20 protein-coding genes and 1 pseudogene are annotated in these 24,390 nt (G+C 59.5%); 15 read left to right on the top strand and 6 right to left on the bottom strand.

All coding sequences use genetic code 11. The annotated features are described in order from the left end of the window. Nucleotide 1: 1 nt before the first annotated feature. Entirely contained in the window at nt 2-754 is a 753-nt protein-coding gene (tcyN, locus tag ACP3TA_RS20480) for an L-cystine ABC transporter ATP-binding protein TcyN (RefSeq protein ID WP_033643496.1), read from the top strand. A gap of 29 nt (nt 755-783) precedes the next feature. Here tcyN and ACP3TA_RS20475 read toward each other — a convergent pair. Both ACP3TA_RS20475 and putA read right to left on the bottom strand, forming a co-directional pair. Further along, a pseudogene (locus tag ACP3TA_RS20475) lies at nt 784-891 on the bottom strand (type II toxin-antitoxin system HicB family antitoxin); the annotation flags it as partial. A gap of 175 nt (nt 892-1,066) precedes the next feature. After that, nucleotides 1,067-5,038 carry a trifunctional transcriptional regulator/proline dehydrogenase/L-glutamate gamma-semialdehyde dehydrogenase gene (gene putA, locus ACP3TA_RS20470; protein ID WP_046896608.1) on the bottom strand — a complete coding sequence of 1,324 codons (3,972 nt, stop codon included), beginning with the start codon at nt 5,036-5,038 and terminating at the stop codon, nt 1,067-1,069. Nucleotides 5,039-5,609: 571 nt separating this feature from the next. On the opposite strand from putA, the gene putP reads away from it, so the two are divergent. From putP to lpxO, 6 genes are all read left to right on the top strand, one after another. Next, the gene (gene putP / locus ACP3TA_RS20465; protein WP_033643494.1) at nt 5,610-7,094 is read left to right on the top strand and encodes a sodium/proline symporter PutP; all 1,485 of its coding nucleotides are present in this window, start codon (nt 5,610-5,612) and stop codon (nt 7,092-7,094) included. A gap of 245 nt (nt 7,095-7,339) precedes the next feature. Continuing rightward, nucleotides 7,340-8,185, top strand: coding sequence for an iron uptake transporter permease EfeU (gene efeU, locus ACP3TA_RS20460; RefSeq protein ID WP_033643493.1), 846 nt, complete (start codon nt 7,340-7,342; stop codon nt 8,183-8,185). Nucleotides 8,186-8,205: 20 nt separating this feature from the next. Further along, nucleotides 8,206-9,342 carry an iron uptake system protein EfeO gene (gene efeO, locus ACP3TA_RS20455; RefSeq protein ID WP_046687291.1) on the top strand — a complete coding sequence of 379 codons (1,137 nt, stop codon included), beginning with the start codon at nt 8,206-8,208 and terminating at the stop codon, nt 9,340-9,342. Nucleotides 9,343-9,353: 11 nt separating this feature from the next. After that, nucleotides 9,354-10,652 (top strand): iron uptake transporter deferrochelatase/peroxidase subunit, encoded by a 1,299-nt coding sequence (efeB, locus tag ACP3TA_RS20450; RefSeq protein WP_042784800.1) that lies wholly within the window; start codon nt 9,354-9,356, stop codon nt 10,650-10,652. A 718-nt stretch (nt 10,653-11,370) separates the two neighbouring features. Beyond that, the gene (gene phoH, locus ACP3TA_RS20445; protein ID WP_015378226.1) at nt 11,371-12,159 is read left to right on the top strand and encodes a phosphate starvation-inducible protein PhoH; all 789 of its coding nucleotides are present in this window, start codon (nt 11,371-11,373) and stop codon (nt 12,157-12,159) included. 247 nt (nt 12,160-12,406) lie between these two features. Next, the gene (gene lpxO, locus ACP3TA_RS20440) at nt 12,407-13,309 is read left to right on the top strand and encodes a lipid A hydroxylase LpxO (RefSeq protein ID WP_025303230.1); all 903 of its coding nucleotides are present in this window, start codon (nt 12,407-12,409) and stop codon (nt 13,307-13,309) included. A 36-nt stretch (nt 13,310-13,345) separates the two neighbouring features. On the opposite strand, the gene chaA is transcribed toward lpxO, so the two are convergent. Together chaA and ACP3TA_RS20430 are read right to left on the bottom strand one after the other, a co-directional pair. Beyond that, on the bottom strand, nt 13,346-14,449 hold the full coding sequence (gene chaA / locus ACP3TA_RS20435) for a sodium-potassium/proton antiporter ChaA (protein WP_025303229.1): 1,104 nt from the start codon (nt 14,447-14,449) through the stop codon (nt 13,346-13,348). Between the two features lie 292 nt (nt 14,450-14,741). Continuing rightward, a complete protein-coding gene (locus ACP3TA_RS20430; RefSeq protein WP_033643460.1) occupies nt 14,742-15,560 on the bottom strand; it encodes a siderophore-interacting protein in 819 nt (272 codons plus the stop codon). 130 nt (nt 15,561-15,690) lie between these two features. Here ACP3TA_RS20430 and chaB point away from each other — a divergent pair, with 130 nt between their 5' ends. From chaB to cbl, 3 genes are all read left to right on the top strand, one after another. Next, the gene (gene chaB / locus ACP3TA_RS20425; protein ID WP_033643458.1) at nt 15,691-15,918 is read left to right on the top strand and encodes a putative cation transport regulator ChaB; all 228 of its coding nucleotides are present in this window, start codon (nt 15,691-15,693) and stop codon (nt 15,916-15,918) included. Nucleotides 15,919-16,168: 250 nt separating this feature from the next. After that, nucleotides 16,169-16,864 carry a gamma-glutamylcyclotransferase gene (locus ACP3TA_RS20420; protein ID WP_033643457.1) on the top strand — a complete coding sequence of 232 codons (696 nt, stop codon included), beginning with the start codon at nt 16,169-16,171 and terminating at the stop codon, nt 16,862-16,864. 301 nt (nt 16,865-17,165) lie between these two features. Further along, nucleotides 17,166-18,119 (top strand): HTH-type transcriptional regulator Cbl, encoded by a 954-nt coding sequence (gene cbl / locus ACP3TA_RS20415; protein WP_033634950.1) that lies wholly within the window; start codon nt 17,166-17,168, stop codon nt 18,117-18,119. Between the two features lie 50 nt (nt 18,120-18,169). Here cbl and ACP3TA_RS20410 read toward each other — a convergent pair whose 3' ends face one another. Next, nucleotides 18,170-18,361, bottom strand: a complete 192-nt coding sequence (locus ACP3TA_RS20410; protein WP_033643456.1) for a hypothetical protein — start codon at nt 18,359-18,361, stop codon at nt 18,170-18,172. After that, nucleotides 18,351-18,998: a hypothetical protein gene (locus ACP3TA_RS20405; protein ID WP_033643455.1), complete on the bottom strand. Its 648-nt coding sequence runs from the start codon at nt 18,996-18,998 to the stop codon at nt 18,351-18,353. Before ACP3TA_RS20405 ends, ACP3TA_RS20410 begins: the two co-directional genes overlap by 11 nt. 279 nt (nt 18,999-19,277) lie before the next feature. Between ACP3TA_RS20405 and ACP3TA_RS20400 the strand changes: the two genes are divergently transcribed. Genes ACP3TA_RS20400 through ACP3TA_RS20380 form a run of 5 tightly spaced genes read left to right on the top strand, consistent with a single transcriptional unit; the run spans nt 19,278 to nt 24,267 of the window. Next, entirely contained in the window at nt 19,278-20,846 is a 1,569-nt protein-coding gene (locus ACP3TA_RS20400) for an ABC transporter substrate-binding protein (RefSeq protein WP_089197169.1), read from the top strand. Next, entirely contained in the window at nt 20,846-21,901 is a 1,056-nt protein-coding gene (locus tag ACP3TA_RS20395; protein ID WP_089197168.1) for an ABC transporter permease, read from the top strand. The genes ACP3TA_RS20400 and ACP3TA_RS20395 overlap by 1 nt, the downstream gene beginning before the upstream one ends. Further along, nucleotides 21,898-22,767, top strand: coding sequence for an ABC transporter permease (locus tag ACP3TA_RS20390; protein ID WP_046687287.1), 870 nt, complete (start codon nt 21,898-21,900; stop codon nt 22,765-22,767). Before ACP3TA_RS20395 ends, ACP3TA_RS20390 begins: the two co-directional genes overlap by 4 nt. Continuing rightward, the gene (locus tag ACP3TA_RS20385; RefSeq protein ID WP_033643451.1) at nt 22,757-23,599 is read left to right on the top strand and encodes an ABC transporter ATP-binding protein; all 843 of its coding nucleotides are present in this window, start codon (nt 22,757-22,759) and stop codon (nt 23,597-23,599) included. The genes ACP3TA_RS20390 and ACP3TA_RS20385 overlap by 11 nt, the downstream gene beginning before the upstream one ends. Then, nucleotides 23,596-24,267: an ABC transporter ATP-binding protein gene (locus ACP3TA_RS20380; RefSeq protein ID WP_033643450.1), complete on the top strand. Its 672-nt coding sequence runs from the start codon at nt 23,596-23,598 to the stop codon at nt 24,265-24,267. The genes ACP3TA_RS20385 and ACP3TA_RS20380 overlap by 4 nt, the downstream gene beginning before the upstream one ends. Nucleotides 24,268-24,390 lie beyond the last annotated feature (123 nt).

Genomic DNA, 24,390 nt, shown 5'->3' with positions numbered 1-24,390 from the left:
CATGAGTGCCATTGAAGTTAAGCAATTGACCAAGCAGTTCAAAGGTCAGACGGTGCTGCATGGGATCGATCTGGCGGTGGACGCCGGCGAAGTGGTGGCGATCATCGGGCCGAGCGGTTCCGGGAAAACCACCTTGTTGCGCTGCATCAACCTGCTGGAAGAGCCGGATTCCGGCACCATCCGCGTCGGCGATATCCGGATCGACGGCAGCAAGCCGCTGAGCAAACAGAAAAATCAGGTGCGCGCGCTGCGTCAGCAGGTCGGTTTCGTGTTCCAGAACTTCAACCTGTTTCCGCACCGTTCGGTGCTGGAAAACATCATTGAAGGGCCGGTTATCGTTAAAGGCGAGGCGAAAGCCAGCGCCGAACAGCGTGCTCGCGCGTTGCTGGCCAAAGTGGGCCTGAGCGGTAAAGAGGCGGCTTATCCGCGTCGGCTGTCCGGCGGGCAGCAGCAGCGGGTGGCTATCGCGCGCGCGCTGGCGATGCAGCCGGAGGTGATTTTGTTCGACGAGCCGACGTCGGCGCTCGATCCCGAGCTGGTGGGGGAAGTGCTCAATACCATGCGCTCACTGGCGGAAGAGAAACGCACCATGGTGATCGTCACCCATGAGATGAGCTTCGCTCGCGACGTGGCCGATCGGGTTATCTTTATGGATCACGGCCGCATCGTCGAACAGGGCCCGGCGAAAGCGCTGTTCGCCAATCCGCAGCATCAACGCACCCAGCAATTCCTCGACAAGTTCCGGAATCAATAAGGCGGCGGGGGCGTTTCCCCCGACCGCATTCACTCCGCTTTCAACCATTCGTTTCGCGCGGCGGCGGCGAGAAATCCGCTGCGGCTGCCGTATCCCGGATATTGCCGAACCCGAAAGTCAATGCGTCTCGTAGCGCGCTGACGCGGCTTTCAAGCAGAGTAATCCATCGTCCATGAGCGACGCCCCACCCTGTAAGGATAACAAGACGCTAACGGCCGATCGGCCTGCGGACAATAAAAAACCCTGCACGAGTGCAGGGTTTGCCTAGCGGTAAGCCCATCAGGCTGCAACGCGTGCAGCCTTGAGGATGCGTTAACCGATGGTCATCAGGCTGGCGTTACCGCCGGCGGCGGCGGTGTTGACGCTCAGGGAACGTTCGATCAGCAGGCGTTCCAACAGGATGTTGGTTTCACCGTGGGCGAAGCCCTGCACCGAGACGATGGCGCCGCCGCGCTGGGCGATCTGCTCGCACAGGGTGCGCAGCTGGTCGGCATCGCCGTGGTAGATGGCGGCGTCGAACTCAACCTTGTCCTGCTGCCAGTCTTTGCTGAAGGCGATGCGCGCCTGCACATCGTTCGGCAAGCGGCGGAACAGATTGCGTTGCAGTTCCGCTTCCGGCCACAGCGCGCAGCTGCCAACCGCCAGCACGGCGGCCAGCTGGATCAGCGCGTCGGTTTCGTTATCCGCCAGGCACAGCACGCGTTCACGCGGCAGCAGGGCATAGGTGTTGCGCTCGCCGGTCGGGCCCGGCAGCGGACGTACGGTGCCGCCCTGGCCCAGTTCCGCATAACGTTGCGCCAGTGCCGCCAGTTCGCCTTGTTGGCTGGTGACCGCCCACTTCTCCAGCGATTGCAGCGCGCCCAGCAGCTGCGGCCGCGCGGTGGCTTCCATCGGGCGCTCTTCGTCCTGGCGGTGCAGCGTACGTTGCAGCGCGTCGTCCGGACGGTTGGCCAGCAGACGGTACAGGTACAGCGGGCCGCCGGCTTTCGGGCCGGTGCCCGACAGGCCTTCGCCGCCGAACGGCTGCACGCCGACCACTGCGCCGACCATGTTGCGGTTGACGTACAGGTTGCCGACCTTGGCGCGTTCGGTCACCCGGGCGATGGTTTCATCGATACGGGTGTGAATGCCCAGCGTCAGGCCATAACCGGCGGCGTTGATCTGATCGACCAGCGCGTCCAGATTGTTGCGCTGGAAGCGCACCACGTGCAGCACCGGGCCGAAGATCTCTTTCTGCAGCTCGTCGAAGCTGTCGAGCTCGATCAGCGTCGGCTTGATGAAGGTGCCGCGCGCCCACTCTTTCTCATCCTGCGCGCTGCCTTTGGCGGCCTGGTATACCTTGCGGCCTTTGGCGCGCATCGCCTGGATGTGGCGTTCGATGCCGGTTTTGGCTTCGGCGTCGATCACCGGGCCCACGTCGGTAGACAGGCGTTCCGGGTTGCCCATGCGGCATTCGGCCATCGCGCCGCGCAGCATTTGCAGCGTGTGCTCGGCCACGTCTTCCTGAATGCACAGGATACGCAGCGCGGAGCAACGCTGCCCGGCGCTGTCGAAGGCGGAAGCCACCACATCGGTCACCACCTGTTCGGTCAGGGCGGAGGAGTCGACGATCATGGCGTTCAGGCCGCCGGTTTCGGCGATCAGCGGCGTCGGACGGCCTTGTGGATCCAGACGGCCGGCGATGCTGCGCTGCAGAATGCCGGCGACGTCGGTGGAGCCGGTAAACATCACGCCGCGGACGCGGGCGTCGTTAACCAGCGTTGAGCCGACGGTTTCACCCTGGCCCGGCAGCAGCTGCAGCACGCCTTGCGGAATGCCGGCTTCCAGCAGGATACGCACCGCCTGCGCGGCCACCAGCGGCGTTTGCTCAGCCGGTTTGGCCAGCACGCTGTTGCCCGCCGCCAGCGCGGCGGCGATTTGGCCGGTGAAGATCGCCAGCGGGAAGTTCCACGGGCTGATACAGACCACCGGGCCCAGCGGGCGATGGCTGTCGTTGGCGAAATCGTCGCGTACCTGGCCGGCGTAGTAGTGCAGGAAATCGACCGCTTCACGCACTTCGGCGATGGCGTTGTTGAAGGTTTTACCCGCTTCGCGCACCAGAATGCCCAGCAGGCTTTGCAGCTGGCTTTCCATCAGCTCGGCGGCGCGTTCGAGGATCGCGGCGCGCTCCGTCGGCGGTGTGGCGAACCAGATTGGGCCGGCGGCCGCGGCGGCGTCGAGCGCGCGGCTGACTTCGCCTTCGGTGGCTTCACGCACGTAGCCGACCACATCGCCCGGTTCGGCCGGGTTGATCACCGGCTGTTCGACGCCCTGATCCAACTCGGCGTCGATGATCGGTTCCGCGCGCCATGGATGGCTGGCGCTGGTGAGCAGGGCGCTGGACAGCGAAGCCAGACGCTGTTCGTTGGACAGATCCAGACCGCTGGAGTTGGTACGTTTCTCACCATACAGCTCACGCGGCAGCGGGATGCGCGGATGCGGCAGGCCAATTTGACCTTCGCTGGCCGCCAGCGCTTCCACGGCGCTGACCGGATCGGCCACCAGCTCGTCGAGTGGCAGGGTGGCGTCGGCGATGCGGTTGACGAACGAGGTATTGGCGCCGTTTTCCAGCAGGCGGCGCACCAGGTAAGCCAGCAGCGTTTCATGGGTGCCGACCGGCGCGTAGATGCGGCAAGGGCGGTTCAGTTTGCCGTCGGCCACTTTGCCCACCACCTGTTCGTAGAGCGGTTCACCCATGCCGTGCAGGCACTGGAACTCATACTGGCCAGGGTAGTAGTTGTTGCCGGCCAGGTGATAAATGGCGCTCAGCGTATGGGCGTTGTGGGTCGCGAACTGCGGATAGATCAGGTTCGGCACCGACAGCAGCTTGCGGGCGCAGGCCAGATAGGAAACGTCGGTGTACACCTTGCGGGTGTAAACCGGGTAGCCTTCCAGGCCGTCCATCTGGGCGCGTTTGATTTCGCTGTCCCAGTAGGCGCCTTTCACCAGACGGATCATCAGGCGACGGCGGCTGCGTTGCGCCATGTCGATCACTGCGTCGATGGCGAATGGGCAGCGTTTCTGGTAGGCCTGAATCACGAAGCCGATGCCGTTCCAGCCGGCCAACTGCGGTTCGAAGCACAGCTTCTCGAGCAGATCGAGCGAGATCTCCAGACGGTCGGCCTCTTCGGCGTCGATATTGATGCCGATATCGTACTGGCGTGCCTGCAGGGTCAGCGACAGCAGGCGCGGGTAAAGCTCTTCCATCACGCGTTCGTACTGCGCGCGGCTGTAGCGCGGGTGCAGGGCGGACAGCTTGATGGAGATGCCGGGGCCTTCATAGATGCCGCGGCCGTTGGAGGCTTTGCCGATGGCGTGGATAGCCTGCTGATAGGAAACCAGGTAGGCCTGGGCGTCAGCTTCGGTCAGGGCGGCTTCCCCCAGCATGTCGTAGGAGTAGCGGAAGCCTTTTTCTTCCAGCTTGCGCGCGTTGGCCAGTGCTTCGGCGATGGTTTCGCCGGTCACGAACTGTTCGCCCATCAGGCGCATCGCCATGTCCACGCCTTTGCGGATCAGCGGCTCGCCGCTCTTGCTGATAATGCGGTTCAGCGAGCGGGACAGATTGGCTTCGTTATGGGTCGACACCAGCTTGCCGGTGAACAGCAGGCCCCAGGTGGCGGCGTTGACGAACAGCGACGGGCTGCGCCCCAGGTGCGAGTGCCAGTTGCCGTTGCTGATCTTGTCGCGGATCAGGGCATCGCGGGTCGGTTTGTCCGGAATGCGCAGCAGCGCTTCCGCCAGGCACATCAGCGCCACGCCTTCCTGCGAGGAGAGGGAGAACTCTTGCAGCAGGCCTTGCACCATGCCGGCGCGGCCGTTTGCACTTTTTTGGTTACGCAACTTCTCGGCGATGCCGTAGGCCATTTTGTGAGTAGCCTGTGCAAGATCGGCGGGTAATCGCGCCTGTTCGAGCAACATCGGCACCGCTTCGGTCTCCGGGCGGCGATACGCGGCGGTGATGGCGGCGCGGGTCACCGACTGCGGCAGAATTTGTTCGGCGAAATCGAGGAATGGCTGGTGTGACTCTTCCTGCGCTTGCGGCATAATGTCGTCCGCTTCAGGCTGGCCCGCTGCGGCCAGCGCTGGAATTTCAGGAATATCGGTACCGCTCTCGAGACGCTCGAGGTAATTAAAGATGGCCTGCTTGATGAGCCAGTGCGGCGTGCGATCGATGCGCTGCGCGGCGCTCTTGATCCGGTCGCGTGTTGCCTCGTCGAGTTTCACGCCCATTGTGGTAGTGCCCATGCCTGTCCAACTCCTGTGTTTAGAACCTATCCCATCAGGCTAGACAAACAGCAGGCCGGAAAGCCTGTTGGGATAGGTTCGTGAGATGTGTGGTGTCAAGAATGCAGACAATATCCTGCATGTTGCAACTTTGTGCAACCTTGTTAAATCAGGCGGATGAGCGAAGTGTGAGTTTCATCGATTTTTTAACACGGGCAGTTGGCACGAATGTTGCGTTATTGAGCGAACGCGGCGGGGTTAATGATGCCGCAGGCGCTTTACCTTGCGGTATATAAGGGTAATAGCAGGGTGCAACTCATTTTGCTTGTCGTGAGTGCAACCTTTGAGCCCGGTAAATGTGACGCAGGGTAAACTTTGTGTAACTTTGTTGTTAAATATCTTGTTGGTTGATGAAAGGCTCATCTAGGATAACCGACGGTCAACAATTACGGGCAGAAACTATTTTACCTGCACTTGCTCGCAGGCTGCGCCACGTTCCGGCGCGGCGGCCAGTGAAATGCATTGCGCGTGGGTTTACCGGCGCCGGCTTGGCCGGAGCGAAACGCGAATAATAATGAAAGTGGAGAATTAAATGACAATGAGCACACCTATGCTGGTGACCTTCCTGGTATACATTTTCGGGATGGTGCTGATCGGCCTGCTTGCCTACCGGGCAACCAATAACTTTGATGACTATATTCTCGGCGGCCGCAGTCTGGGCAGCGTGGTGACCGCGCTGTCCGCCGGCGCTTCCGACATGAGCGGCTGGCTGCTGATGGGCCTGCCGGGCGCCATCTTCCTCTCCGGCATCTCCGAAAGCTGGATCGCCATCGGCCTGACCATCGGCGCTTACCTGAACTGGAAGCTGGTGGCAGGAAGGCTGCGCGTGCATACCGAAGCCAACAACAATGCCCTGACGTTGCCGGATTATTTCACCAGCCGTTTTGAAGACAACAGCAAGCTGCTGCGGGTGATCTCGGCCATCGTCATCCTGGTGTTCTTCACCATTTACTGCGCCTCCGGCATCGTGGCCGGCGCGCGTCTGTTCGAAAGCACCTTCGGCATGAGCTACGAAACCGCCCTGTGGGCCGGCGCCGCGGCGACCATTCTGTATACCTTCATCGGCGGTTTCCTGGCGGTCAGCTGGACCGACACCGTGCAGGCCAGCCTGATGATTTTCGCGCTGATCCTGACCCCGGTGATCGTGATCTTCGCCGTCGGCGGCATCGATACCTCGATGCTGGTGATCCAGGCGCAGAACCCGGCCAACCTCGACATGCTGAAGGGGCTGAACTTCGTCGCCATCCTGTCGCTGCTGGGTTGGGGTCTGGGCTACTTCGGCCAGCCGCACATCCTGGCGCGTTTCATGGCGGCGGATTCTCACCGCACCATCCGCAGCGCGCGCCGCATCAGCATGACCTGGATGATCCTGTGCCTGGCCGGCACCATCGCCGTCGGTTTCTTCGGTATCGCTTACTTTGCCAACAACCCGGATCAGGCCGGCAACGTGTCGCAAAACGGCGAGCGCGTGTTCATCGAACTGGCGATGCTGCTGTTCAACCCATGGGTGGCGGGCGTGCTGCTGTCGGCGATTTTGGCGGCGGTTATGAGTACCCTGAGCTGCCAGCTGCTGGTCTGTTCCAGCGCAATCACCGAAGACCTGTACAAAGCGTTCCTGCGCAAAGGCGCCAGCCAGCGTGAACTGGTGTGGGTCGGCCGCGTCATGGTGTTGGTGGTGGCGTTGGTCGCCATCGCGCTGGCGGCCAACCCGGAGAACCGCGTGCTGGGCCTGGTGAGCTACGCCTGGGCCGGTTTCGGCGCCGCCTTCGGCCCGGTAGTGCTGATCTCGGTGATGTGGTCGCGCATGACCCGCAACGGCGCGCTGGCCGGCATGTTGGTCGGCGCGGTGACGGTGATCGTCTGGAAACAGTACGAATGGCTGGGCCTGTACGAAATCATCCCGGGCTTCATCCTGGGCTGTCTGGCCATTGTGGTGGTGAGCCTGATGGGCCGCCAGCCGTCTTCCACCATGACCGAACGTTTCGATCAGGCGGAAGCCGAGTACAAAACGGTATAACGCCGTTCACTGTCAGTCAGCAAGGGGCGCTCAGAGCGCCCCTTCTTTTTGCCTGTTCGCCACTGTCATTCAGCTGTAACACCTGGCGACATTTGATTAGAAAAAATCACGCTTGCGCCTCTTGTATTTCTTTTTGGCAGAATGATAATCACTCTCGTTGTATTTTACGTTTCTTTACATACTCGCCGCGGCTCATTGCGAGCCGGTTTTCTCTGCCGCCGCGGTCTTTTCAGGGGTGATTAGTTATGTTCGTTCCCTTTCTTATCATGTTCCGTGAGGGGCTGGAGGCCGCGCTGATCGTCAGCCTGATCGCCAGCTACCTGAAGCGCACGCAGCGCAGCCAATGGCTGGGCGCGGTGTGGATCGGCGTGATTGTCGCGGCGGCGCTGTGTCTGGCGCTCGGCATCTTCATCAATGAGACCACCGGCGAGTTCCCGCAGAAACAGCAGGAGCTGTTCGAAGGCATCGTGGCGGTGGTGGCGGTGCTGATCCTCACCTATATGGTGTTCTGGATGCGCAAAGTCTCCAGGTCGGTCAAGGTACATCTGGAAGGGGCGATCGATCAGGCGCTCAGCGCCGGTAAAGGGCAGGGGTGGGCGCTGGTGGCGATGGTGTTCTTCGCCGTGGCGCGCGAAGGGTTGGAGTCGGTATTCTTCCTGCTGGCGGCGTTTCAGCAAGACGTGGGCGCCGCAGCGCCGATCGGTGCGGTGCTCGGCCTGGTCGCCGCCATTGTGCTGGGCATGATGATTTACTGGGGCGGGGTGAAGCTGCATCTGGCCAAATTCTTCAAATGGACCAGCCTGTTCATTCTGTTCGTCGCCGCCGGGCTGGCCGCCGGGGCGATCCGCGCCTTCCACGAAGCCGGTCTGTGGAACCACTTTCAGGACATCGCCTTCGATTTCAGCAGCACCCTGTCGACCCATTCGCTGTTTGGCACCCTGCTGGAAGGCATTCTCGGTTATCAGGAAGCGCCGACGGTCAGCGAAGTGGCGGTCTACTTCCTGTATCTGATCCCGGCGCTGATTTTCTTCTTTCTGCCGCAGCGCGCGGAGCCGGCAGCGGCCCCGGCGCAACGTAAAATCAATCATTAATGTTTAATAGGGAATCTCGTATGTCTACTCCGTTATTTCGCCGCAAGGCGTTGCACGCAGCATTACTGGCTATCCCGGCGTTTGCGCTGAGCATCAACGCGTTGGCGGCGGACGTGCCGCAGGTCAAAGTCACGGTCAACGACAAGCAGTGCGACCCGATGCAGCTGACGGTGCCGGCCGGCAAAACGCAGTTTGTGGTGCATAACACCAGCCAGAAAAACGTCGAATGGGAAATCCTGAAAGGGGTGATGGTGGTGGAAGAGCGCGAAAACATCGCGCCGGGCTTCACCCAGAAAATGACCGCCACGCTGGAAGCGGGCGAATACGACATGACCTGCGGGCTGCTGAGCAACCCGAAAGGCAAACTGACTGTCACCGCAGCGGCCAACGGCGCGACCGACGGCAAACCGAACGCGCTGGATCTGGTTGGCCCGATCGCCGAATACAAAGTCTACGTCATCAAAGAAGTCGATGGGCTGGTGAAACAAACCAAGCTGTTCACCGACGCGGTGAAGGCCGGCAACGTGGAGCAAGCGCGCAAGCTGTATGCGCCGACCCGCCAGCACTATGAGCGCATCGAGCCGATCGCCGAGCTGTTCTCCGATCTGGACGGCAGCATCGACGCCCGCGAAGACGACTACGAGAAGAAATCTGCGGATCCGAACTTCACCGGTTTCCACCGTCTGGAGAAGGCGTTGTTTGCCGACAACTCAACCAAAGACATGGGTAAATATGCCGATCGTCTGTATCACGACACCGTAGAACTGCAAAAGCGCGTGAGTGAACTGACCTTCCCGCCGAGCAAAGTGGTGGGCGGCGCGGCCGGGCTGATCGAAGAGGTGGCGGCCAGCAAGATCAGCGGTGAAGAAGACCGCTACAGCCGCACCGATTTGTGGGATTTCCAGGCCAACGTCGACGGCGCGCAGAAGATAGTCAACCTGCTGCGTCCTTTGCTGGTCAAGGCCAATAAGCCGCTGCTGGACAAGATCGACGCCAACTTCAAAACCGTGGACACCATCTTGGCGAAGTACCAAACCAAAGACGGCTATGAGTCCTATGAGAAGCTGACCGATGCCGATCGCAATGCGTTGAAAGGGCCGATCACCACGTTGGCGGAAGATCTTTCCCAACTGCGCGGCGTATTGGGTCTGGACTGAGGCATACGGTTATGAGCAACAAGGCAGGCCCGAATAACGGGCCGCATCCGCACTCTCAGGGAGCGGCGTCGCCTTCGCGGCGCCGTTTGCTGCAAGGGCTGGGGCTGGGCGCGCTGGCGTTGGGCGGCAGCCGCCTGGCGCAGGCGGCGGGTAACGCGGCGGAGCCGTTGGCGACGCCGCAGGATGAGCGCTGGCAGAAACAGCCGTTTTATGGCCGCCATCAGGCCGGCGTGCTGACGCCGCAACAGGCGGCGATGATGCTGGTGGCGTTCGATGTGCTGGCGACCAGCAAAGCGGATCTGGAGCGCCTGTTCCGGCTGCTGACCGATCGCATCGCCTTCCTGACCCACGGCGGCAAGGCGCCGGAGGTGGACGCCAAGCTGCCGCCGCTCGATTCCGGCATCATGGGGCCGGAGATTTACCCGGACAACCTGACCATCACCGTCTCGGTCGGCGCATCGCTGTTTGATGAACGTTTTGGTCTGCAGGCGCACAAACCGCTGCGGTTGCAGAAGATGACGCGCTTCCCCAACGATGCGTTGGACGCCGCGCTTTGCCACGGCGACCTGCTGCTGCAGATCTGCGCCAACACCAACGAAACCGCTCTCCACGCGCTGCGCGACATCATTAAGCATTCGCCGGATCTGCTCAGCGTGCGCTGGAAGCGGGAAGGGTTCATCTCCGCGCACGCGGCGCGCAGCAAAGGCAAAGAGACGCCGATCAACCTGTTGGGGTTCAAAGACGGCACCGCTAACCCGAAAACCGACGACAAGCCGCTGATGGATAAAGTGGTGTGGGTCGGCGACAGCGTCGGTGAACCGGCGTGGACGGCGGGCGGCAGCTATCAGGCGGCGCGTATTATTCGTTTCCGCGTCGAGTTTTGGGATCGCACGCCGCTGCAGGAGCAGGAAACCATTTTCGGCCGCGAGAAGCACAGCGGCGCGCCGCTGGGCATGAAGCATGAACATGACGAGCCGAATTACGCGAACGATCCCGACGGCAAGGTGATCCCGATGGACGCGCACATTCGCTTGGCTAACCCACGCACGCCGGAAAGCCAAAGCAATCTGATGCTGCGACGCGGCTACAGCTATTCACTGGGGGTATCCAATGCCGGCCAGCTGGAAATGGGGCTGCTGTTCGTCTGCTATCAGGCCGATCTGGAGAAAGGTTTCCTGACGGTGCAAAAAAGGCTGAACGGCGAAGCGCTGGAGGAATACATCAAGCCGATTGGCGGCGGGTATTTCTTCGTGCTGCCAGGCGTGAAAGAACGCGGCGATTATTTGGCCAGCGGCCTGCTCAAGGCCTGAACCCGCAATGACGAGGCGGGCTCGCCTGCCTCGTTTTACGTTGACTTGCCTATTGTGCGGGACATTAAGCGACGGAGTTCAATTCAATCCGTCGCCTGCGGATTAAAAAATCTGAAGGGCACGCCGACTTTTTGTTGTGCAAAATTTAATCAGGAAACCAAAGTGTCATTCGCGGTTTTTAATTTTAATTCGTTGAAATTTATATGTTAAAAATTTTTATGGAATGACGTGTCGCGCGTGATATAGTGTTTTAGCGATAACTAAAAACAAAACATATAAAATTTTTTTACATTTTAGTAACGCGACAGGATTGAATGTCATTATACTGTAATCATCTGGCGGTAGTTTTCACACGGTGCACAGCTTGAAGCTGTAAATATCACTGCGGGGATCGCTAATGGTAAAGTCCTTGGTTGGGCTGGAAAGAAAAAATAACACATCTCCCCTGATTTCTCGTTGTAACGAGGGTTCTCTCTCCGACTCTCTTTTACCGGCAACTCCGCACTCTTATCGCTACCGAATCTCATCGCTTTTTACTCCACGTTTATTGATGCAGTCCGCGTTGTCCCGTGAAGCAACGGCGCTTAAGCGTTGCCGTCAATTCACATTGTCCCTTGGCTCTTATTGGCTCGGAGGAGGCCAAAACCTAATACGTGTGTGAAACATAATCGCGCGGCCTGGCCGTTGCGGTAGGTGAAACAAACTGTAAGGTGCCACTATGGGTAGACAGAAAGCAGTGATCAAAGCACGTCGTGAAGCGAAACGCGTTATTCGTCGTGACGCTCGTAGTCATCGCCAGCTGGAAGAAGAGTCTGTGACCTCGCTGGTGCAAATGGGGGGAGTCGAGTCTATCGGCATGGCGCGAGACAAGCGCGATAGCTCACCCATCGAGGCTAGAACCGAAGCTCAGGGTCATTACTTATCAGCCATAGAGAATAAGCAGCTGATCTTCGCCACCGGCGAAGCCGGCTGTGGCAAAACATTTATCAGCGCCGCCAAGGCGGCGGAGGCGCTGATCCATAAAGAGGTGGATCGGATTATCGTTACCCGTCCTGTTTTGCAGGCGGATGAAGACCTCGGTTTCTTGCCGGGGGATATCTCCGAGAAGTTCGCCCCTTATTTCCGCCCGGTGTATGACATTCTGGTACGTCGTTTAGGATCTTCCTTTATGCAGTACTGCCTGCGCCCGGAAATCGGCAAGGTGGAGATTGCGCCGTTCGCTTATATGCGCGGACGCACCTTCGAAAATGCGGTCGTTATCCTGGATGAAGCCCAGAACGTGACCGCCAGCCAGATGAAAATGTTCCTGACCCGCCTGGGGGAAAACGTGACGGTTATCGTTAACGGCGACGTGACCCAGTGCGACTTGCCGCGCGGCGTGAAATCCGGTCTCAGCGATGCCCTGGAGCGCTTCGAAGAGGACGAGATGATCGGCGTTATCCGCTTTGAAAAACAGGACTGCGTACGCTCCGCTTTGTGCCAGCGCACGCTCAACGCTTACAGTTAACCTATCCGCTAATGGAAAGGCTGCTTCGGCGGCCTTTTTTATCACCCCCCATTTCCGCTCTCGTTTCCCCTCTCGTTTAACCTTTGTGTAAATTATTGTGGTTTTCTGTATAGATTTTCGTTGAGTTAGCGTTAATGATTAATGGGTTCCAGATTGGCGCGCAGTTTGCGTGCGCCGCCAAAAGGACATTTTCTGGGGTGTGCGCCGCGCGGCGCATTGAGTGTGGGTTCCTTGCTGCGATTCAAACATGAAATACATCATTCTGATTTTGCTTATTTTATGCGTCGTCTATGTGCATTACCGCGGACGGGTGCGCTACAACGTTTGGCGGCAGCTGTCTGACCATTCCACCTTTACCGCACCGCTGAACGTCTTCATGTATCTGTTTTCTCGTGTGCCGACTACGCCGTACCTGAAGCCGGAGCAGTTCCCTGAGCTGGCGGTACTGCGGGAGAACTGGGAAACCATCCGCGACGAAGGACAGAAGCTGATGGAGATCCAGCAGATCAAAGCGTCCGATCAATTCAACGATGCCGGTTTCAACTCGTTCTTCAAGACCGGTTGGAAGCGCTTTTACCTGAAATGGTATGAAGACAGCCATCCTTCCGCCATGACCCTGTGCCCGCAGACCACGGAACTGCTGCGCAGCCTGCCTTCGGTCAAAGCGGCGATGTTCGCCGAACTGCCGGACGGCAGCCGTTTGCCGCGCCACCGCGATCCTTACGCCGGTTCGCTGCGTTATCACCTGGGGTTGATTACCCCCAACGATGACCGCTGCTTCATTGAGGTGGACGGTGAGCGCTACAGCTGGCGCGACGGTGAAGGGGTGATGTTCGATGAAACCTATCTGCACTACGCGGAAAACCAGAGCGGGCAGAATCGTCTGATCCTGTTCTGCGACATCGAACGGCCGATGCGCTACCGCTGGGCGCAGGCGGTGAATCACTGGCTGGGGCGCAACCTGATGAGCGCCGCCACGGCGCCGAATGAAGAGGGCGATCGCACCGGCGGCGTCAACAAGATGTTCAAATATATCTATGCGATACGCCGGGTGGGAAAACGCCTGAAGGCCTGGAACCGCACCGGTTATTACATCATCAAGTGGATTTTGTTCGGGGGGATCGCCGCGGCGATATTCTTCTCGGTATAACGAAGGCAGGGGCGCACAGAGTGCGCCCCTTTTTGATCAGGCGAAGATAGTCATCATGTAGGCGGCGAACAGCGCCAGGTGGGCGGTGCCGTTCAGCACGTTGGTGCGGCCGGTTGAGAACGACAGCTGGCACAGCAGCAACACCGTCAACATCACCACGATATGCGGCGTTTGCAGGCCGAAGATCAGCGTCTGCCCGGTCAGAGTAGCGATGATGGTCACCGCCGGCACCGTCAGGGAGATGGTCGCCAGCACCGAACCGAAGAACAGGTTCATGGCGCGTTGCACCTGATTGTTCAACACGGCGCGTAGCGCGCCCAGGCCTTCCGGCGACAGGATCAACAGCGCCACCAGGAAACCGGTGAACTGCGCCGGTGCATTCATCTTGGTTAGCAGGCCTTCCAGCGGATTGGCGTTGAACTTGGTGACGGCGATAACCGCGATCAGGTGCACGATGAGCCAGGCGGCGTGCCAGGCGCTGCTGTGGGAAGAGGGTTTGCCGTGGTGCGGGTCGCCATCGTCGTCTTCATGCTCGTACACGAACAGGCTCTGGTGGGTTTTGGTCTGGATCACCAGGAACACGCCATACATGGCGGCGGAGATCAACGCCACCAGCAGCGCTTGCCCGGTGCTGAAGTTGCCGCCTGGCAGCGCGCTCGGGAACACCAGCACGATCACCGCCAGCGGGAAAATCGCCATCAGATACTGTTTGATGCCGCCCAGGTTGACGTACTGGGTGGCGAACTTGCGCCCGCCGAGCAGCAGCGCAAAGCCGACCAGGCCGGCGGAAACGATCATGATGATGGAGTACAGCGTGTCGCGCATCAGCGCTGGCGCGGCGTCGCCGGTGGCCATCAGCGCGGAAATCAGGCTGACTTCGAGGATCACGACGGACAAACTGAGGATCAGCGAGCCGTAGGGTTCGCCCAATCGGTGAGCCAGCACGTCGGCGTGGCGCACCACGCTGAAGGCGCTGCTGAGGATCCCCACCAGCGCGAGAATATTGATGCCGACGATCAGCGGAAAGTTATCGGTGCTGCCCCATAGATTTAACACCACCAGCGCGGCGATAGGGAAGATCAGCGAGTATTCGGTGTGGCGAGATTTGGTGGATCGGCCAGGATCGTGTTGCGACTTCATGAGGGTGGCACTCCTTCTCAAACAGCGTAGCCCGTCAGCGCCGGTCGCCGTGATACGGCAACGTTGCGTTTCCAGTAGGTATTTTATATTAGGATACACCCGCGGCGCCGGTGTGATGTTGTTTTATCTGAGAAAGCAATTGCTTGCTTATGTGATCAGGGTAACAAAAAAACCGCACGGGGTGCGGTTTTATTTACTTACTTTTACGCAATAACGCCAATTTTTAGCGTTAGATTTGAGAAAAGTCGTGTTTACTTGTTTAGCTCGTGGTTAATCAAGGAAAATGAGACCGTCAGTCGTCAATGTTGTCCATGATTTCATGCCGTTTATTGTGGTAACCCTCTTCATTTAGCCCCTCACGCCAGTAAGGCACGGCATAAAGACGATTACGATCGCATTGACGTTCGCGACGCAGGTAGCGGCGCAGCTCTACCACCAGGCGATCTTCACCGGCGAGCCAGAAGTGGCTTTCGCCCTGCGGCAGGGACTGCGCGCGGAACCGAGCGACCAACTCGTCGGTCTTCTCCGTGCCGCCGACGACCCAATTGACCTCAACGTCGGCGGGTTTCTTCAGGTCAATGACGTCAGCGTTGCTGTCGACGCGGACGAAAGCGCGTCCGGCACTGTGTGGCGGCAGGTTTTCCAGCAGTGCGGCCAGCGCAGGCAGTGAGGAAGGATCGCCCGCCAGGCAGTAGAAGTCGGCGGCCGGCAGCATCGGCTTGGGGCCGCCCGGGTTGCTGATGCCGATTTTATCACCGGCTTTCGCCTGGCGTGCAAAGTCCACCGCCGGGCCCTGATGATCATGAATGGCGAACTCGATGTCCACTTCCGCCAGTTCCGGGCGCACGGCGCGGATGGAATAGGTGCGCACGATCGGGCGCACGGCGTCCGCAGCCCAACGCGGGCCGTTTTCGGTCAGCGTCGGCAGGTCCGGCTGCGTCTGGCCGGCGAGCGGCAAAAAGACTTTGATGTGTGCAGCGGCGGCATTGGCCGGGTAGTAACGCAGATCGGGAGCGGTAAAGGTAATGCGGCGCAGGTGCGGCGTCATGTCCTGTACGCGGCTGACGGCGATCAGGTAGGGGGCGCGTGAGCGAGGGGCTTCGGTAGTCACGGGATTCTCCTTATAGTTCGTTTGGCGGTGAGTATAACATGTCGTTTGATAATGAGAATTGTTTGCTAATTGAGACGAAACCGCATGTGGGCTAGGCTTAAGGTTCACTCATCCTGAAAGGGGAGGCCATATGCCCTACCACAGCACGAACGACTTGCCGGACAACGTTAAGCATGTGCTGCCGGAACATGCGCAGGCGATCTATAAAGAAGCGTTCAACAGCGCCTGGCAACAATACCGGGATCCCGATGAGCGGCGCGGTGACGACAGCCGGGAAGAGACGGCGCATAAGGTGGCCTGGGCGGCGGTCAAGCAAAGCTATCGCAAGGGCGACGACGAACGCTGGCATAAAAAGTAACGAATTATCACGCAGTAAAATCGCGCAGACATTATGTGGAGCCCGGCAATTAATATTATTGCTGCTCAGTACAAATACTTTTTCACTTTAACGCCGCTTTGTAACTTGATTGCACGTCAGGAAAAGAATAAGGTCATTCTTATAAGGCGCGGTGATTGAATTAATAAAAATCCGCAGCCGAAAATAAAACATCAAAGGTTCAGCAGTGGCGAGGGAAGGCGAGAAATCGTATTCCCGGGAGGTAATATCAGTGTTAACGCGAGATTTTCTGCAAAAAGCGGATTGCAAAACTGCATTCGGCGCTATTGAGGAGTCGTTGTTGCTGACGCCTGAACAGCGTGCAGCCTCGTTGGATTGCACCTTATCGCGCCGGCCGGATCACAGCCCCGTATGGATATTCGGTTACGGTTCGCTGATGTGGAATCCAGTTTTCGAATCGGAAGAAGTGCGGCCGGCCACGCTGCAGGGCTGGCACCGGGCGTTCTGCATGCGCTTGACCGCCGGGCGCGGCACGCTGCATCAGCCGGGGCGCATGCTGGCGTTAAAAGCCGGCGGCCACACCACGGGCCTGGCGTTTCGTTTGCCGGAAAGCAAGTTGCGTGAAGAGTTGGAGCTGCTTTGGAAGCGCGAAATGGTGACCGATTGCTACGTGCCCACCTGGTGCGAGCTGCAGTTGGATGGCGGCGAGAAGGTTACTGCGTTGGTGTTCGTGATGAACCCGCAGCATCCGCTGTTTGAAGAAGACACCAGCTACCAGGTGATTGCGCCATTGATCGCCAGCGCCAGCGGCCCGCTGGGCACCAACGCGCAATATCTGTTTGCGCTGGATAACGAGTTGAAGCACCACGGCATGCAGGATGATTGCATCGGCGATCTGGTGCGCTGTGTACAGCAGTGGCTGCAGCAGAACCGCACCGGCGGCATCGGCAGCGAGGCCACCGCCTGAGGCTGCTGCGGGAATACGAACGGTGAGGGGCTCAGCATGCTGAGCCCTTTTTTTATATCTAATGCCTATATTTAATAACTTTAATTTGCGCAGCGATTGAAGGCATGTTTTTATTGTGGTTATCTATCCCGTTATTTTTAAAGTCATTAGCTGTTTTTTGTCAGTTTCCCACCCCACCTGCGAAGCAGAATGATCGACTTAGTATTAAATTGCATAAGTAAAGGTTATTTCTTATTTGTTCAGACTCGTCGGACTCCGTATCAATATGGCTAACGCTACTGGAAGAAACAGGGAGACGGGGATGAACTTTCAACAATTAAAAATTATTCGTGAATCGGCGCGCTGCAACTACAACCTGACTGAGGTCGCCAATACGTTATTTACCTCGCAGTCCGGCGTCAGTCGGCATATTCGCGAGCTGGAAGAAGAGCTGGGCATTGAAATATTCATTCGCCGCGGCAAACGGCTGCTGGGCATGACCGAACCCGGCAAAGAGCTGTTGGTGGTGGCGGAGCGCATTCTCAACGACGCCAACAACATCCGTCGCCTGGCGGACGTTTTCAGCAGCAACGACTCGGGGCAGCTGCATATCGCAACGACGCACACTCAGGCGCGTTACAGTCTGCCGGGGGTGATCAAAGAGTTTCGCGCGCTTTATCCGCGGGTGCGGGTGGTGCTCAATCAGGGCAGCCCTGAGGAGATCGTCTCGATGTTGGCCGCCGGAGAAGCCGATATCGGCATCGCCAGCGAACGGCTGATGAGTGACGAATCGCTGGCGGCGTTCCCTTACTACCGCTGGCATCACACCATCCTGGTGCCGGAAGGGCATGAGTTGACGCGTCAGCCGCAGGTGACGCTGGAGATGCTCAGCACCTTGCCGCTGATCACTTACCGCCAGGGCATTACCGGGCGCGCGAAGCTGGATGCGGCGTTCAAAGCGGCGGGCCTGACCCCGGACATCGCGCTCAGCGCGCAGGACTCCGACGTGATTAAAACCTACGTCGAGCTGGGGTTAGGCGTGGGCGTGCTGGCGGACATGTCGTATGAAAAAGAGCGCGATCGCGGCTTGGTCAGTCTCAACGCCGAGCATTTGTTTGAGCCTAATACGGTATGGCTGGGCCTGAAACGCAGCCAGCTGCAGCGCAACTATGCCTGGCGCTTTATCCAACTGTGCAACCCGACGCTGTCGCTGACCGAAATAAAGGACAAGGTCTTCTCGTCGCAGCTGGACGCGGTGATTGATTACCAGATTTAACAGCGCGTCATTGCCCTGCCGGACCGGATTGCTTGCGGGCTAATGCGGGATCAGTCGTCGGTACGTTCGATCAGATGACGTTTACTTTTTCTGAACGGGCCGATGGCTTCCCATTCCGGGAGTTCTTCGGGGGGGCGAGGGTTGGCCATCTCCCAGCGATGGTACTGACGTAGAATCTCTATGGCGATGCGTTTTTGCTCTTGAATGGAGAGCGTCGGGTCGGTCAGATCCTTATTTTTCATTTTTGCTTCCTTTTTGCGCGTTATTTGTACGCACCTTATCACATTTGGCACCGTATTTTTCCAGCGATTGTATGTACTTTTTCAGTGCGTTGAAGCTGGTTTTACATGTCATGGTACCGGGTATCACTTCAAAGGCGGCCTGACGGGTATACAGCGCCAACACGCGGTGATTAATGGCGTGGCTGATCAGCATGTCCGGCGGAGACGCCGGCGTCAGCCCCTGCTCTTGCAGGTTCAGGCCATACAGATACAGAGCCTGCAAGCAGTTGCGCAGCATATTGCCTTTCAGTGGATGTTGCGTTTCGCGCAAGGAGAAATTCTCCAGCGCGACAAGTTCGATAACGTTCTCGGCCTGGAGATAACGGCACAGACAAAAGCCTGCACGGCTCAGCGGGCTGGTTATTCGCCGGTAGACAAAAGCGAAACTTATGGGCATTTGGGCATGATATTTAAAGAGAGAGCGCCAATTTAACGTATGGCCGTTTTTTCTGCCTTTTTGCCAGCGCCGGTCTTGTACCGTCAGACGAGTCATAAAGAGATCCGACTCAAGCAGCACGCTGTTCATATCTGCCAATGTTTGCTCTATCGCTCTCTCATGCCGGAGTGAGAAGCCATTTTCTGATGGATGGTTTTCCATTTGCCCGTCCTTTGGGTGACCGAGCTCACGTTAATCACCCGATGAAACAGACTCAAACCTCGACTTTCATCGCTGCGAATCGCGCCGCAAAGACAATGGGCAATTGCTGCGAGGTGCCGCGAGAGTGCGATCGGCCGCGCAATCCTCGCTCTAATAATCAAAACCCCATCTATATACATAAAAAGAATATCTATAGTGATTTAAGTACCTTCAGCTGCCGATCGCGCTCGCATACACTCGCGAAATTATTATAAATTCCATCCGCTTGGAGAGTTTCAGATGAAAGCGCTCGTTCCTTCTTTGCTGTTTTTGGCCGTGGCGGCCAGCGTTGACGTACAGGCGGCGACGCCGGCCAACACGTTGGTGATCGCGCAGTCTATCGATGACGTGGTCAGCTTTGACCCGGCTCAGGGATTTGAGTTAACCACGGTGCAGTCGTTCAACAGCCTGTATCAACGTCTGATCCAGTCCGATCCGCACAATCCCGTCGATCTCAAACCGACCCTGGCCAGCCGTTGGCAGGCCGGCGCCGATAACCGCAGCCTGACCTTCAGCCTGCGCCCGGACGCCAAATTCGCCAGCGGCAACCCGCTGCGGCCGGAGGACGTGATCTTTTCGCTTTCACGGGTGGTGAAACTCAATCTCGAACCGTCGTTTATCCTGACGCAGCTGGGCTGGAACGCGAAGAACGTGGATCAACACCTGACCAAGGTGGATGACCATACGGTAAAAATCAGCTGGGATGAAAACGTCAGCCCGGCCTTCGTGCTCAGCCTGCTGTCGGCGCCGGTATCCTCGATCGTCGACGCCAAAGAGGCGCTGGCGCATCAGCAGGGCGACGATCTGGGGCACCAATGGTTGAACAGCCACTCCGCCGGCAGCGGCCCTTACAAAATCCGCACCTATGTGCCGCACGAAGTGGTGGTGTTGGACGCGAACCCCGGCTCGCCGGAAGGGGCGCCGACGTTGAAAACCATCCTGATCAAAAACGTGCCCGATCCGGCCGCGCGCCGTTTGCTGATTGAGCAGGGCGATGCCGACATCGCGCGCAACCTGGGGGCGGACCAGATGGCGGCCCTGAAGGGCAAGCCGGGCGTCAAACCGTTGGCCATTCCTTACGCCTCGCTTTATTTCCTGCAGTTCAACGCCAAGGCGTCGCCGGCGCTCGGCAACCCGGCGTTTTGGGAGGCGGCGCGCTGGCTGTTCGATTACCAAGGCATCGCCGACGATCTGCTGAAAGGGCAGTTCCAGAGCCATCAGGCATTCTTGCCGGACGGTTATCTGGGCGCGCTCAAGGATAGGCCGTACAGCTTCAATCCGCAGAAAGCCAAAGAAATACTGGCCAAAGCGGGGCTGAGCAACGTCAGTTTCCGTCTGGACGTCAACAACCAGCCGCCGTACCTGGATATCGCTCAGGCGCTGCAGGCCAGTTTTGCTCAGGGCGGCGTGAAGGTCGAACTGGTGCCGGGCATCAGCTCACAGGTCTCCACCAAGGTGAAAGCGCTTAACTACGATGCGACGCTGACCTCCTGGGGGCCGGATTACTTCGACCCCAACACCAACGCGGCCGCCTTTGCCTACAACCCGGAGGACGGCAGCAAGACGCTGGCCTGGCGAGCCAACTGGCAGATCCCGGCGCTGAGCAAGTTGACGCTGGCCGCCACCGCGGAAAACGACACCGCCAAACGGGTGGCCGACTACCAGCAACTGCAAAAACAGGTGCAGCAAAGCTCGCCGTTTGTCATCGGTCTGCAGGCGCGTAGCCTGATCGCGGTGCGTGACAACCTCAAGGGCTATGTGCAGGGCATCAACCCTGACATGGTGTTCTACAGCAAGGTCAGCAAGTAATGGCCGCTGAACTCTCCGCCTCCGCCGGGCTAGCCCGGCGGTATTGGCGCTGGGGCGGGCGGCTGTTCGGCGGCGTGTTGTCGCTGGCGTTAACGCTGCTCGGCCTGCTGCTGTTCACCTTTATGCTGTCGCACCTGGCGCCGATCGATCCGGCGCTGCAGGTGGCGGGCGATCACGCCAGCGAAGCCACCTATGCGCAGGTGCGTCATGACCTGGGGCTGGATCAGCCGCTGCCGGTGCAATTTTGGCGCTATCTGGTGCACCTGGCGCACGGCGATCTGGGCATTTCGCGCATTACCGCCCAGCCGGTGCTGACCGATCTGTTGCGTACCTTCCCGGCAACGGTGGAACTGGCCACCTGCGCCATTATTCTCGGCGCGTTAGGCGGCATTACGCTGGCGTTTCTGGCGGTGCTCAAACCGGGAAGCTGGCTGGATAATGCGGCGCGGTTGCTGTCGCTGGTGGGTTATTCGGTGCCGATTTTCTGGTTGAGCCTGCTGGGGCTGCTGCTGTTCTACGCCACGCTGCACTGGTCGGCGGGGCCGGGGCGCCTGGATGACATTTACTTATACAGCATGGAGCCGCGTACGGGTTTCGTGTTGATTGACAGCTGGCTGTCCGGCGATCGCGAGATGTTCTACAACGCCATCAGCCACCTGTGGCTGCCGGTCGTGGCGCTGGCGCTGCTGTCGATGGCGGGCATCACCCGGCTGCTGCGCGCGGCGATGCTGGAAGAGTGCAACAAGGAATACGTGACGCTGGCGCGCTCCAAAGGCGCCGGCCGCCTGCGCATTCTGCTGCGCCACGTGTTTCCCAACGTGCTGGGGACGTTGATCACCGTACTGTCTCTCTCCTATGCCAGCCTGCTGGAGGGCGCGGTATTGACCGAAACGGTGTTCGCCTGGCCCGGCGTCGGGCGCTATCTGACCTCGGCGCTGTTTGCCGCCGACACCCCGGCGATCCTCGGCGCCACGCTGCTGATCGGCACCTGTTTCGTGCTGTTGAATACCCTGGCCGATGCCTTGACCTATCTAGTGGATCCGCGAACCCGATGAGCCAATATCTCTCTGAACACGAACCGCAAAGCGAGCCGGCCGTCGGCTATCGCACCGGTCAGCGGCTGACCACGCTGACGCTCGGCGCAGCGCTGGTGGCGATCCTGATCGTCACCGCACTGCTGGCCCCGTGGCTGGCGCCTTTCGATCCCAATTTGCAGCATATCGAGCTGCGGCTGCTGCCGCCTTCCGCCACGCATTGGTTGGGCACCGACGGTTTCGGCCGCGACTTGCTCTCCCGCGTGATTTACGGCGCGCGGCCGACGCTGATTCTGGTGTCGCTGATTCTGGTGCTGACCATTCCTATCGGTCTGCTGGTGGGCATCTGCGCCGGTTATCTCGGCGGCTGGGCAGAACGCATCTTGATGCGTCTGACCGATATTTTCCTGTCGTTGCCGAGCCTGGTGATCGCACTGGCGTTCGTGGCGGTGATGGGGCCGGGGCTGATGAACGGCGCGCTGGCGCTGGCACTGACCAGCTGGCCGGCCTTTGCCCGCCAGGCGCGGGCCGAAACGCTGGCGCTGCGCCGCAGCGATTATCTGGCGGCGGCGCGCATGCAGGGCATCAACGGGCTGCGGCTGATGGTCGGCCACATTTTACCTTTATGCCTGCCCAGCGCGGTGGTGCGCGCGGCGCTGAGCCTGGGCGGCATCATCCTGTCCGCCGCCGGTCTGGGGTTCCTCGGCATGGGCGTCGCGCCGCCGACCGCCGAATGGGGCTCGATGGTGGCCGAAGGCAGTAAAGTGATTTTCGATCAATGGTGGGTCGCCGCCGCACCGGGCGGGGCGATCCTGTTCGCCAGCCTGGCCTTTAACCTGCTGGGCGATGGCCTGCGCGATAAAATGGATCCTCGTCATGGGCACTGATAACACCTTATTGACCGTTGAACGTTTGGCGATCGGCGTGCCGGGGCCGCAGCCGGCGGCGCTGGTGAAGAATATTTCGTTCAGCATGGGGCGGGAGCGGCTGGCGCTGGTCGGTGAGTCCGGCTCCGGCAAATCGTTGACCGCGCGTGCGCTGATGGGGCTATTGCCGCCGCCGTTGCAGCTGCGGGCGCAGCGCCTGACGCTGGGCGACGAAGACTTGACGCGCCTGAGCGAGCGCCAGTGGAGCCGACTGCGCGGCGACCGGGTGGCGATGGTGATGCAAGATCCCAAGCATGCGTTGAATCCCAATCAGCCGATTGGCCGTCAGGTGGAGGAGCCGCTGGTGTTGCATGCCAAGCTGAGCCGCGCCGAGCGGCGTGAAAAAGTGCTGGAGATGCTGGCGGCGGTGGGCTTGCCCGATCCGGTGGCGCTGTGTCGCCGCTATCCGCATCAGCTCTCCGGCGGGATGGGGCAGCGGGTGATGCTGGCCATCGCCCTGATCAACGATCCGCAGCTGCTGATTGCCGACGAACCCACATCGGCGCTGGATCACCAGATGCGCGATCAGGTGCTGCAGCTGATAGAAAATCTGGTGGCGCAACGTAATATGGGGCTGATCCTGATCAGCCACGATCTGCAGCAGGTGGCGCACCACTGCGAGCGGGTACTGGTGATGTACAAAGGCGAGCTGTTGGATCAGCTGCCGGCAGCAGAGCTGGCGCAGGCCACGCACCCTTATACTCGCACGCTGTGGGCGTGTCGGCCGAGCCGCGAGACGCGCGGCAAGCCGCTGCCGGTGCTGGATCGCGCGCTGCTGGAGGCATTGAAATGAGCGTGATTGCACTGGAGAACCTCAGCGTCAGCCATCGCCAGGGTTATGAACAGCGCACCGTGGTGCACGACGTTAACCTGCGTATCGAACCGGGCGAGTGCTTCGGCCTGGTGGGGCCTTCCGGCTGCGGCAAGTCCTCGCTGCTGTGGGTATTGGCCGGGTTGAACGACAGCTGGCGCGGCGGTTTTGAACTGCTCGGGCGGCGGCTGCAGCCGGGGCAGGCGTTCACCGGCGAACTGCGGCGTGAAGTGCAGATGGTGTTTCAGGATCCTTATGCTTCGCTACACCCCAAGCACCGGCTGTTGCGCACGTTGTCGGAACCGCTCAACCTGCTGCAAGAAAGCGACATCGAACGCAAAATCAGCGCGGGCTTTCGCCAGGTAGGATTGGATCCGCGCCTGCTGGATCGCTATCCGCATCAGCTGTCGGGCGGCCAACGGCAGCGCGTGGCGATCGTGCGCGCCTTGCTGTTGCGGCCGAAGCTGCTGCTGCTGGATGAGCCGACCTCGGCATTGGACATGTCGGTGCAGGCGGAGATCCTCAACCTGCTCAACGAGCTGAAACAGGCGGGCGATCTGACTCTGGTGCTGGTCAGTCACGATGCGGATGTGATCGACCATATGTGCGATCGCGCGGTGGCGATGGCGCACGGCCGTCTCCTTGCCTGAGCCAATGCCCGTCAATGCGGCGGGCATATCCATCTTGGTAATAAATAAAGCAATTTATCGTCGTTCTTCTGTTAATTCTTACCCCCTACACTCGAAAAACAACGCAACCGCGTGATTGTGGAG

The organism is Serratia sp. 2C06 (assembly GCF_050037615.1).
GTDB classification, from domain to species: Bacteria; Pseudomonadota; Gammaproteobacteria; order Enterobacterales; family Enterobacteriaceae; genus Serratia; species Serratia ureilytica.
Note: the sequence above shows the minus strand (reverse complement) of the source record. Positions and strands in the feature narration are given on the sequence as shown.

What these genes read in the sequence shown, in the direction of transcription:
- cbl (WP_033634950.1), top strand. Translation starts at nt 17,166, where the DNA reads ATGAACTTTCAACAATTAAAAATTATTCGTGAATCGGCGCGCTGCAAC.
- efeO (WP_046687291.1), top strand. Translation starts at nt 8,206, where the DNA reads ATGTCTACTCCGTTATTTCGCCGCAAGGCGTTGCACGCAGCATTACTG.
- ACP3TA_RS20410 (WP_033643456.1), bottom strand. Translation starts at nt 18,361, where the DNA reads ATGAAAAATAAGGATCTGACCGACCCGACGCTCTCCATTCAAGAGCAA.
- chaA (WP_025303229.1), bottom strand. Translation starts at nt 14,449, where the DNA reads ATGAAGTCGCAACACGATCCTGGCCGATCCACCAAATCTCGCCACACC.
- chaB (WP_033643458.1), top strand. Translation starts at nt 15,691, where the DNA reads ATGCCCTACCACAGCACGAACGACTTGCCGGACAACGTTAAGCATGTG.
- ACP3TA_RS20380 (WP_033643450.1), top strand. Translation starts at nt 23,596, where the DNA reads ATGAGCGTGATTGCACTGGAGAACCTCAGCGTCAGCCATCGCCAGGGT.
- tcyN (WP_033643496.1), top strand. Translation starts at nt 2, where the DNA reads ATGAGTGCCATTGAAGTTAAGCAATTGACCAAGCAGTTCAAAGGTCAG.
- ACP3TA_RS20390 (WP_046687287.1), top strand. Translation starts at nt 21,898, where the DNA reads ATGAGCCAATATCTCTCTGAACACGAACCGCAAAGCGAGCCGGCCGTC.
- efeU (WP_033643493.1), top strand. Translation starts at nt 7,340, where the DNA reads ATGTTCGTTCCCTTTCTTATCATGTTCCGTGAGGGGCTGGAGGCCGCG.
- putA (WP_046896608.1), bottom strand. Translation starts at nt 5,038, where the DNA reads ATGGGCACTACCACAATGGGCGTGAAACTCGACGAGGCAACACGCGAC.
- ACP3TA_RS20400 (WP_089197169.1), top strand. Translation starts at nt 19,278, where the DNA reads ATGAAAGCGCTCGTTCCTTCTTTGCTGTTTTTGGCCGTGGCGGCCAGC.
- ACP3TA_RS20395 (WP_089197168.1), top strand. Translation starts at nt 20,846, where the DNA reads ATGGCCGCTGAACTCTCCGCCTCCGCCGGGCTAGCCCGGCGGTATTGG.
- ACP3TA_RS20405 (WP_033643455.1), bottom strand. Translation starts at nt 18,998, where the DNA reads ATGGAAAACCATCCATCAGAAAATGGCTTCTCACTCCGGCATGAGAGA.
- ACP3TA_RS20385 (WP_033643451.1), top strand. Translation starts at nt 22,757, where the DNA reads ATGGGCACTGATAACACCTTATTGACCGTTGAACGTTTGGCGATCGGC.
- phoH (WP_015378226.1), top strand. Translation starts at nt 11,371, where the DNA reads ATGGGTAGACAGAAAGCAGTGATCAAAGCACGTCGTGAAGCGAAACGC.
- putP (WP_033643494.1), top strand. Translation starts at nt 5,610, where the DNA reads ATGACAATGAGCACACCTATGCTGGTGACCTTCCTGGTATACATTTTC.
- lpxO (WP_025303230.1), top strand. Translation starts at nt 12,407, where the DNA reads ATGAAATACATCATTCTGATTTTGCTTATTTTATGCGTCGTCTATGTG.
- efeB (WP_042784800.1), top strand. Translation starts at nt 9,354, where the DNA reads ATGAGCAACAAGGCAGGCCCGAATAACGGGCCGCATCCGCACTCTCAG.